7 protein-coding genes are annotated in these 10,510 nt (G+C 60.2%); 5 read left to right on the forward strand and 2 right to left on the reverse strand.

Annotated elements, in window-relative coordinates:
• Positions 1–501 precede the first annotated feature (501 nt).
• The 5 genes from ltrA to YUU_RS0145935 all read left to right on the forward strand — a co-directional run bounded on the left by ltrA (position 502) and on the right by YUU_RS0145935 (position 9,306).
• Positions 502–1,833, forward strand: coding sequence for a group II intron reverse transcriptase/maturase (gene ltrA / locus YUU_RS0145915; protein WP_051389937.1), 1,332 nt, complete (start codon positions 502–504; stop codon positions 1,831–1,833).
• A 486-nt stretch (positions 1,834–2,319) separates the two neighbouring features.
• Positions 2,320–3,690 carry a (Fe-S)-binding protein gene (locus tag YUU_RS0145920; protein ID WP_027528115.1) on the forward strand — a complete coding sequence of 457 codons (1,371 nt, stop codon included), beginning with the start codon at positions 2,320–2,322 and terminating at the stop codon, positions 3,688–3,690.
• Between the two features lie 363 nt (positions 3,691–4,053).
• Positions 4,054–4,590: a hypothetical protein gene (locus YUU_RS0145925; RefSeq protein ID WP_027528116.1), complete on the forward strand. Its 537-nt coding sequence runs from the start codon at positions 4,054–4,056 to the stop codon at positions 4,588–4,590.
• A 501-nt stretch (positions 4,591–5,091) separates the two neighbouring features.
• Positions 5,092–8,442, forward strand: coding sequence for an AAA family ATPase (locus tag YUU_RS0145930; RefSeq protein WP_245288331.1), 3,351 nt, complete (start codon positions 5,092–5,094; stop codon positions 8,440–8,442).
• Positions 8,443–8,784: 342 nt separating this feature from the next.
• Positions 8,785–9,306, forward strand: coding sequence for a DUF2867 domain-containing protein (locus YUU_RS0145935; protein WP_027528118.1), 522 nt, complete (start codon positions 8,785–8,787; stop codon positions 9,304–9,306).
• A gap of 62 nt (positions 9,307–9,368) precedes the next feature.
• Here YUU_RS0145935 and YUU_RS54575 read toward each other — a convergent pair whose 3' ends face one another.
• Both YUU_RS54575 and YUU_RS60800 read right to left on the reverse strand, forming a co-directional pair.
• Positions 9,369–9,665 (reverse strand): DNA ligase, encoded by a 297-nt coding sequence (locus YUU_RS54575; RefSeq protein ID WP_035665294.1) that lies wholly within the window; start codon positions 9,663–9,665, stop codon positions 9,369–9,371.
• A 180-nt stretch (positions 9,666–9,845) separates the two neighbouring features.
• Positions 9,846–10,259: a hypothetical protein gene (locus tag YUU_RS60800; RefSeq protein WP_198031983.1), complete on the reverse strand. Its 414-nt coding sequence runs from the start codon at positions 10,257–10,259 to the stop codon at positions 9,846–9,848.
• Between the last annotated feature and the right edge of the window lie 251 nt (positions 10,260–10,510).

The raw sequence follows: 10,510 nt of genomic DNA on the forward strand, positions 1-10,510 counted from the left end.
TGGCGTGCGCCGTGAGAAGGCGGCGCTTTCCAGTGGGTGCAAGTCCCACCCGGCGAAACGCTCCAGCCGGAAGCAACCGGAGCAGCTATGGAGGTGACGAAGTGGCTGAAGCCTTCGGATAGCTGTCACGATATACGGTGACAGCGCGAGTGTGCAGGCCGTAACGCGAGTGAACGCTGAGCAAGCCTCGAAAAGGACGATGCACGGGCCGACCTGACGGCCATATCAGGGAAGGCTGACACGACTGGGGCGACGTGAGCGAAGCAATACCTCCAGTCGCTGTGCCGGGGTAGTGGCGACGGCATGTACACCAGGAAAGCGTACGCAACACGGGAGGCCCCAAGGCGTGGTCAGGGATGATCAACCGGACGCCCGCGAGGGACAGGCCGGGCGCCTTGAGGTGGCGGAGAGGTTTGTAGTACCGCTGAAGCCGGGTAACGCCGGCGGAGGGAAGGGACCTCAGTTCAAGACGAACGCAAGACGTGGTGAGGGACCTGGGGATTGGGCAACCTAACAACTCCAAAGAGTGTTCAGAAACTGCAGACGGCGTTACACGCGAAAGCGAAGGCAGAAGCCGGCTACCGCTTTTACGCTCTGTACGACAAGATCAGCCGGGAAGACATCTTGGCCCATGCCTATGCTCAATGCCGCTCCAACAAGGGCGCACCGGGTGTAGATGGGCAGGACTTCGCGGAGCTCGAGGCGTACGGGGTGCAGCGGTGGCTTGGCGAACTGGCGCTTGCGCTCAGGCAGGAGACGTATCGACCGGACCCTATCAGAAGAGTGTATATACCGAAGGCCAATGGCAAACTCAGGCCATTGGGCATCTCGACCGTGCGTGATCGGGTCTGCATGACAGCAGCGATGCTGGTGCTTCAGCCGATCTTTGAAGCCGATCTTCCACCAGAGCAATATGCCTACCGCACCGGGCGAAACGCCCAGCAGGCGGTGGTCGAGGTGGAAGCGCAGCTGTTCCGTGGCCATCCGGAAGTCGTGGATGCCGACCTCGCGGACTACTTCGGAAGCATTCCGCATGCCGAACTTCTCAAGTCGGTAGCGCGCCGAATTGTTGATCGGCGCGTGCTGCATCTGATCAAGATGTGGCTGGAATGTCCCGTGGAAGAAACCGACGATCGAGGAAGGAAGAAACGGACGACCGAGGCACGGGACAAGCGGCGAGGCATCCCGCAAGGCTCACCCATCTCACCACTGCTGGCGAACCTGTACATGCGCCGGTTTGTGCTGGGATGGAAGATGCTCGGGCTGGAGCGAAGCCTTGGCTCTCGCATCGTGACCTATGCCGACGATCTCGTAATCCTGTGCAGGCGGGGCAAAGCTGAAGAGGCCTTGCGACAACTGCGCATGATCATGGGAAGGCTGAAGCTGATGGTCAACGAGGAGAAGACACGAATCTGCAAGGTACCGGAAGGAGAGTTCGACTTCCTGGGCTACACGTTCGGGCGGATGTACTCAGCGAAAACCGGCCAGGCGCGCCTGGGCTACCGGCCATCGCGCAAGAGCATCAAACGCGTGATCGAAAGCATTCACGCGCTCACCGCCCGATCAGGAACTTGGCAAGAGACCACGGAGCTCGTAGGCCAGTTGAACCGCACGCTGCGCGGATGGGCGAACTACTTCAATGTAGGCACCGTCACCAAAGCGTATCGGGCGCTCGACAATTACGCGGCTGCGCGGTTGCGCCGGTGGTTGCGCTTCAAGCACAAGGTCAGGCGACGCAGGGGCGGAACCTATCCACTCTCGCACCTATACGGGTACTTCGGGCTCGTACGCCTAACCGCGCTTGGGCGCGACATGCCGTGGGCGAAGGCTTGAAGTCTTGTCCGAGAGCCGGATGCGGGAAATCTGCCTGTCCGGTTCGATGAGCGGGATGTGGAAACGGAGCCAAGGGTGAACTACTAAGGCACCGCCAGACGAAAGAGGCGGCCAACAGATATGTTCAGCCTACCGCCACCGCGCCACATCTCGACTCTACCCTTCGCGTCAATTCGCGGCGACGCAGTATTTTGGTCGCTTTCGCCGCGAAGCGGACATGACGACCGTGCGGCCTTGACGAGCACCGACGCGATTTCAGTTCGTCATCTAAGTTGAAATCGCTTGCGAGCTTGAGCGCCAGATCGGTCTTGGATGAATAACTTGTTCTATCGCGCGCAAGCGTCTTCGCCTTTTCACACAGCCAAGACCCAAAGGCGACAAATCCCGATCGCAGCCTGCTCGTGTACAGCTCGCCATTTGTGGGTTAGGTTCCGAAGTTGTCATGTGCCGCACGTAGCTGATCCGACAGCATGTCTGGAGTTGGTCATGCAGCCGATGAACGAGGTCCCATTCGAGACGACCCTGGTTGAATATGTCGAAGAAATGCTCTACGCCTGTACGCGATGCGGGAAATGCGTCGAGGCTTGTCCGAGTGTCGAGCCGGCCGGCATCTTGGGGACAAAGTCCGAAGACATCATCGGCGGCATCCTCGAACTGGTACGTACCGGCGACGGCCCGGAAGCGTCGCGCAAATGGGCGCAGTCCTGCATGCGGAGCGGGGCATGCATCAAGGCGTGCGACTATGGCGTCAATCCGCGTTTCTTGCTGAGCATGGCGCGGTTTGGCATCGCGAAGTCGGACAATGAGCTTGCCGAACGACGCCGACAGGGTGTCGAGAAGTACCGCGACGGCAGTCGCGGAGTGAGCATGCTTTCGCGCCTGCAACTCGATACGGACGTGCTCGAACGACTGGGTCAGAAATCGGCGTCGGTCTCCACGCCCGTTGAGGCGCCGGACTTCGTGTTTTACACGGGCTGCAATGTGCTCAAGACGCCGCACATCGCCTTGATTGCCCTCGATATCATGGATGCGCTCGGGGTCAGTTACCAGGTGATGGGCGGACCGAGCCATTGTTGCGGCATCCTCCAACTCAAGTCGGGGGACGTAGAAATGGCCGGTCGTATGGGCTCGAGTACTATGGAAAAGCTGTCGCACTCCAACTCGGGGCAGGTGATCTCCTGGTGCCCGTCGTGCTACGTTCAGTACACGGAAACCATCCTGCCAACGGTGGAGCGGCAGCGTGGCTCCCGCCCGTTCGAGATGAGCCCGTTCATGCGCTTTCTCGGTGACCGGCTGTCGCAGCTAAAGCCGCACCTTCAGCGCAGGGTCGAAATGCGGGTCGCACTGCACAAGCATCCCGGCGTGGCCGGCGTCGTGGAAGCCGCCGCTGAAGTCCTGACGACGGTCCCCGGTATCGAACTCGTCGATCTGAACCAGCCGGCGGTGGGTTTGCAGAGTGTGGATGTTGGCGTACTTCCAAAGTTCAAGCGCGAATTGCAACTTATGGAACTTGAGGCGGCGCGCGATGCAGGTGTCGATGCACTGGTCGCGGTCTATCATTCCGATCATCGCGAACTGTGCGCGCACGAGCGTGACTGGCCATTCCGCATCATAAATATCCTTGAAGTGGTTGGCGAAAGCATGGGCCTGCATCGGCACGATCGCTACAAAGAGCTCAAGATCATGCAGGACGCCGACCAGATCGTCGCCGACTGTAGCGACCTGATCGCAAAGCACTCGCTTGATCCCAGCAATGCGCGTGACGTGGTGGTGAAGGTGCTGCTTGGCGACCAGCCGCTTCCCCTGAGGGGCGGCGCGCTCCGAGAGTCGCGCGCGGGGGGCGTGGCGGCGTCGTAGTAGCTTGACGTCGCCTATTGGCCCGTCGCGGCATTTCGCGGCGATGCAGAATTTGGTCGCGACCGGGGCATAGCGGACGTCGATGAATACACCCTCCTGCTGTTACCATGGCAGCGGCCGTTCCTCTAAGTCGAGCAGTTTGAAGTCAAGGGTGGGGCGATCCCGCGGGATTGAGTCCGGTCAGGTACCGGTACCAGTCACTGACACTTGTTTTTTTGTGCGCAGCCATCTCTCCGGGTTCTGTGCGGGACCCTCCGGCGATCCCGTCTGCTTAGGCCCCGACAGCGTCACGAGAGCAGACATTCCCGGGGCCGCCGCTCGGGGTGAGGTGCATTGGAACTTGAATGTGCTAAGCTGGGCCCCATGCCGTCGCCCGCCGAAGCAGTAAGCAACTACATCTTGGCCAAGGACGGCAACCGCCCGTTCTTGATGAGACAGACGTTCTCTGAAGACGTTGCACTAGAGATGGTGGTCAAGACCGACGCCATTTCATTTCCCAGCACGGCGACCGGCTTGAGCACCGTGGAGGACGTTTTGGTTCGTCGCTTCGGTGTCGAATACGAGAACATCTATACGTTCTGCCTATCCCAACCCTCCGAGACCGACCGAGCCCGCTTTCAGTGCCATTGGTTGGTTGGGATGTCCGCAAGAGCCACCGGACAGCCTTTGCGAGTTGGATGTGGACGTTACGACTGGCATTTCAATGAGGACGGAAGAGTGGTGAGGCTCGTCATCACCATAGAAGTCATGAAAATCCTTTCAGGCACGCAACTCGATGGCGTGATGCGCTGGCTATCTTCGCTTCCTTACCCGTGGTGCAGTCCGGCTCAGGCTCTCATGTCATTTCCGGCGCAGCGGGACCTGTTGGAGGTCGAAGCCTATTTGAAGCAGGCGCAGTGATCTTCGCGATCGAGCCACGATTGGCTGGTAAAGGCTGACACGCCAACGCAAGTGTTACCTCGGTTGGCAGTTGGACGGGCTTTCGGTTGAGGTGTCACAAGCGGACCTCGGCAGCGTGACCTTGGTCCGCTAATCTCCCGGAAGTAGACATTGCGGCGTTCTCGGCAAAGGTTAGCTACGGGCCAGATTCGGAAGTGACGGACCGCGCCGATCTGGTCCGCATGCTCTCCCACAACAGACCTTCTAGTCCTTCAGTTGACAGGCGACGAACGAGGCGCGATCCTGCGCTCTTAACCCCTTGCCGTTGGTCGCGCTGATCGAGCGAACTGGGGAGTTGAGCCGCTACTAGCTTATACCGACGAAGCCAGACCAAATAGCACGCGCATCTTTGGACCTATGCCACCCAGGACACAATGAGGTGGACTCTTGCCGGGACCAGAGCGAGCAAGTGAAATAGGGCGGCAGTGCTCTGGAGGACGCAATGTCGTCCAGCGTCTGGATTTGGATGCGTGGCTTGAAGGAGTTGGGCTTGGCCAGTACGGGGCCCTGTTTTCCGAGCAGGCGATAGACTGCGATGTTCTGCCCGACCTAACGGATGATGACTTGGCGCGGCTGGGTGTACCGCTGGGGCACCGCAAAAAGCTGTTGAAGGCGATCGACGCGCTCCTCGGGCGAGACATGACCGAGCAGAACGCGCTCGAGAAACTCGTGCGAACGCGATCGGACGCCGAGAGGCGACAATTGACCGTGTTCAATTGCGACATGGTTGGGTCGACAGTCCTTGCCTCTCAACTCGACCCGGAAGAACTCCGCAAGGTGATGGGTGTCTACATCGACGCGTGCTCGAACGTTGTGACGTCTCTTGGCGGGTTCATTGCCAGATATACCGGCGACGGAATGGTCGCCTATTTTGGCTACCCCGCAGCCATGGAGGATGCCGCGGAACGGGCCGTGCGCGCTGGCCTTGAACTGAGCCAAGTGGTGCCAACCTTGGTCACCCTGCCCAATGTAACGTTGCGTGTGCGGACGGGCATCGCGACCGGCCTCGTCGTGGTTGGTGACCTCCTGGGCGAGGGCGCTGCCAGGGAAGAGTCGGTTGTAGGAGAAACCCCGGCGTTGGCAGCACGACTGCAGGCTCTTGCGGCGCCCGACGGAGTCGTGGTTGCCGGCAGCACACGCCGGCTGATCGAAGGAATGTTCGAGCTTGAGTATCTGGGCTTGCGAGATTTGAAGGGTCTGCCGGGCCCACGGCCGGTCTGGCGCGTGCTGCGTGAGACGGCGGCCGAAAGTCGCTTCGAGGCTAAACATCACGCCGACCTGACCGATATAGTTGGCCGAGAGAATGAGCTTTCACTGTTGCTCGAGCGATGGCAGGCCGCCTGCGAAGGCGAGCGTCAGATCGTCTTGCTGACGGGCGAAGCAGGGATCGGGAAGTCGCGAATGTGCGCGGCCCTTGCGAGCCGGGTCGCAACGGAAGGTGCTTTCATCATTCGTCTGCAATGCTCGCCCTTCCACGTCGCGAGTGCGCTGCATCCGATCATCGCTAATTTCGAGCGCACGGTCGGACTGACCATGAACATGGAGCCGGACGAGAAGCTGGATCGTCTCATCGCCGTGATGCAGAAGTTCGGAAATGTTGCGCCCGAAACGATCGCGCTTTTTGCCGACCTGCTGTCGATACCCTTTGGCGATCGCCTCCCGAGGCACGAGGCGTCGCCCCAGCAAATCAAGAGCCTGACACTCGAAGCCCTGGATGATTGGCTGATGAACCTGTCGAAACTGAAGCCGGTGCTATGGATACTGGAGGATGCGCATTGGATCGATCCAACGACGGTTGAGGCGATCACCCGCGGCTTGGGCCGGCACCATAGTGCCCGGATCCTGGGTGTGATCACGCACCGGCCGCACTACCGCCCCCCGTGGACCGGCCGCGACCGGGTTGCCTCGCTCAGCCTGAACCGCCTCAGCCGGGAGCAGTCGAACGAACTGGTCAGGCGGGTGGCGCGCAAAGACTTGTCTGAGGTGGTTGTTGAGCAAATTGTCGCCAAGACGGACGGAATGCCGTTGTTCATTGAGGAATTGACGAAAGTCGTCATCGAGTCCGGCCCGTATGAGGCAAATGCCAATGCCTATGACGAGCAGCGAGCACCGGGCGAGCTCACAATACCGGTAACTCTGCAAGATTCATTGCTTGCCCGTCTTGACCGCCTGACAGACAGCAAGGTCGTTGCCCAAATTGGTGCGGCAATCGGGCGGGAGTTCTCGTTTGAGCTGCTGGCTGCGGTGGTACCTTCCAAGCCAAAAGAGCTTGAAGCCGCGTTGACGCTGCTCGAGGCGGCGGACCTCATCAGCGCCAGAGGTAGCCCCCCGCAGACGACTTATACCTTCAAGCACGCGTTGGTGCAGGAGGCCGCCTATTCGACATTGCTGATGACCCGTCGCCAGAAGCTTCATCAGCGCATTGCCGAGACGTTGCTGAGCATGTTCTCCCAGATAGCAGAGGTGCAGCCGGGATTATTGGCCCATCACTTCAGCGAAGCGGGCCTTTTCACGGAAGCAATCGAATGGTGGGAGCGGGCTGCTTTGCGCTCCGCGCGGCGCTCCGACAACATCGAAGCGATCGGCCAGTTCGAGCGAGCACTGAAGCTGCTGACGCAGCTTCCGAATGATTCATCAATCCGTCGCCGGGAATTCGAGATGCGGATTGCCCTGATCGAGCCGCTATACGCGACGCATGGCTATTCGGCGACCGAGGTGGACCGGAATTACGCCCGATTGCTTGAACTTGGCCAGGACTTGGGAGAAACGGGACAACTGTTGCGCATCCTCTGGGGTCGGGCCGGCGGCGCTTTGGTCCGGTGCGACTTCCCCCGTACCTCGGAGCACGTTGGGAGTTTTCTTGAACTTGCGCGCCAAGCCGGGGATGGGACGTCGGTGGCACAAGGAGTTCGGATCAACGCGATGGTGGCGCTGGCGCGTGGTGAGCTGACTACCGCGCGTGAGCGATTCATCGAGGTGATTGACGCATTCGAGCGCGAGGGCACAGCGACGACACTCGGTAACTATCTCACAATTCCCCGTCCAACGACATTGGCGCAGTATTCAATCGTGGCGCAACAACTCGGTCATCTGGATGAGGCGGAGGCTCTATGTGCGCGCAGTCTAGCGGAGGTGCGCGAAAGCGGGCACCACCTGACGGGCTGCTATGCGATCTATCATTGCGCCATGAAAGCGATGGTCGATCAGGATCTCGCCACCGTCTTCCAGCTTGCCGAAGAACTCACTGAGATCATGAAACGCCATCATGTTTTCTATTGGGAAGGCTTCGCGGAAGCGCTTCTAGGCTGGGCCTCGGCCAGAACGGGCGCATTGGATACTGGCGTGGCGCGGATGCACCGCGCCGCGGATATTCGCGGCAGGATGCACACCAGGATCTGGAGCCCATTTTTCCTGATCAGCCAAGCGGAAATACTGATGCAGAACCAGCGAAACGAACAGGCCATCGCTTTGTTGGATCAAGCACGGGCGGATGCCGAGACGACTGGGCAGCACTACAGCGACGCTGAAGGGTTTCGTGTCCGAGCCTGCACGAGACTGACCCAAGGCGCACCGCTCGCCGAGGTGGAGGCGTTGTTCCAACAAGGATTGGCAACGGCGCGACTGCAGAGTGCGCGGCTATTCGAGCTGCGGACCGCGACAAGCCTGGCACAGGTCTGGCGGAATGTCGGACGATCTGATAACGCGCGCGCGCTGCTCGCGCCCATTTACGGTTGGTTTAAGGGCGGCAACGATAGCGTGGACTTGGGCCAGGCACGCGAGGCGTTGGACAGCTTGAGTATAAGGAATTGCTAATCCGACCCAACAAGTATCCACCTGCCAGGTTCGGGTCAGACTCGGAATAGCTCCGCTGAGCCCAACGAGTCCGCTTTACCCCGACGAGCTGACACTAGCTCGGAACTACAGGAGGACTGCGTCAGGTCAAAATGCGAAGAACTCAACCTGAGCAAATCTGGTCCGCTATGCCCCACCGAGCTGACCTGATTGAGACGTGCCGTCACTTCGCAGAAGGGCCACTTCCAGACTCATGCACCGCGGCAAAGGTGGACGAGCGGTGGATTACGTCTAGACGTAATCGAGGCTATTATTCCGCCTGCAAACGTCCGCGGTGCAACGTCATATTACTCCGAGACTTGGATGAGTGTCGTCGAGTGCGACGTGCCTTCCGAAAGCGCCCTAGGCAAGACTCTGATCGAACGCGCGGATTTTAGTGACGCATACCGCGCACCACTTCGCCGCCCCGAAGCTGGCGTCGTTGAAATCTTCTTTGCGATCTTTGCCCACCGGCCGGTCTGGATGAACCTGTTACTGATTGCGCGGAACAAGGTTGCAGGCTTCGCTGGCCTTGAGACGCCGACCACCTCGGAAATCCTGAAAATCGAAAAGAGGGATCGTTATATCGTGGGACAGAAGATTGGCCCTTGGCCAATCGTCTTTCTGGGGCCGGACGAATTGGTTGCGGGACGGGACAACAAGCATATGGATTTCCGGCTGTCGATCATGAAGGTTCGCGATGGCAACGGCCCAAGCGTCGTCGTGTCTACTCTGTGCATGGTTCACAATCGCTTCGGGCGGTACTACCTGTCCTCCATCACTCCTTTCCACAAATTTGGTTTGCGCAAACTGATGGCGAGTGCCCTTGCAGCTGGGCGCCTGTAGTATCCGGACCTCGACGCCGAGTGCGGACACTTCGCAGAGGGGGCCAGTAGGGACGATTAGAGCTACACCTCGTGGTCGTGCTTGCGCGAGTGCAGCGCGTTGAAATCGGAGATGCCGTCGACGCCGAGGACTACAGCTTCGCCATCGATGGCGAAATGCTTCTGCGGGTCTTTCAGCGCGGCCTCGGCGATCCAGGGACAGCGTTTCGTCCAATCGGTGCCGTTGCGCGAGAGCAACCGCACGCGCTCGTTCTCCCGGATGACCAGCATCGGGTAGCCGTCATGCTTCACTTCATGGATCCACTCCGGTCCTGACGGGACCTGCCTGCCGGCGGTCGCCAGGCAGAGCTCGTACGCCATACGCATCGACCCAAGATAGGCATTTGCAGAGAATTTTGCGAATCCAGGAACGCTCCCGAGCGTGTGCCGACCCCACGACACTCGCCTGGAAGGGGCGGGATCGAACCCGACTTACGGCCGTCGGAAGCGCGCCGTGTGATCTCGCCGGGGAGGGCCGCTCGGGTAGATGTGCCGTTCTGGTCACAGTCTGCGCAGAAAACGGCGCGCGCGCCTGTTCGCCTTATTCGATGACTTTTTGTGCGGAACATTGGTCGCGCGCTCGACTTTCAACCACCGCCGAGCCCCGCAGTCTAGCCTGGAGCTGGACGCGGAATTGAAGGCGAAGAGGAGATCAACGTGACCAGGGTAGCAAAGCTTCTTGCAGTAACCGCAATACCGGCATTGTTGATCGCAACGTCCGGGCCGCTGCTCGCTGGTGGCGGCGGCGGTGGTGGTGGTGGTGGTGGCGGCGGCGGCGGCGGCGGCGGTGGTGGCGGCAGTGGAGCGGGAGCAGGTGGCGGGGTAGGAGCTGGCGTTGGTGGATCCGGGGGACATGGCGGCGGCGTGGGACATGGTGGCGGCGTGGGACATGGTGGCGGTGGCGGTGTCGGTCACGGCAGTTCGGCATCGTCTCCAGGGCACGCGATGCAATCAATGTTCTCAAGCCCGCAGTCGCATGGCGCGCATCACGGCGCATCAAGCCTTAGCCTGGGACACGCGATACAAGCGGCGTTTTCAGCGGTGTTTTCAGGCTCGCACTCGCATAGCGGGCATCACGGTTCATCAAACCATGCCGGGCATCCCGGCGCATCCGGCTTCAGCCCAGGGCATGAGATGCAAGCCGCATCCTCAAGCTCGTCCTCCGG

Origin of the sequence: Bradyrhizobium sp. Ec3.3, from assembly GCF_000472925.1 — a bacterium.
In the GTDB taxonomy this organism is placed as follows: domain Bacteria; phylum Pseudomonadota; class Alphaproteobacteria; order Rhizobiales; family Xanthobacteraceae; genus Bradyrhizobium.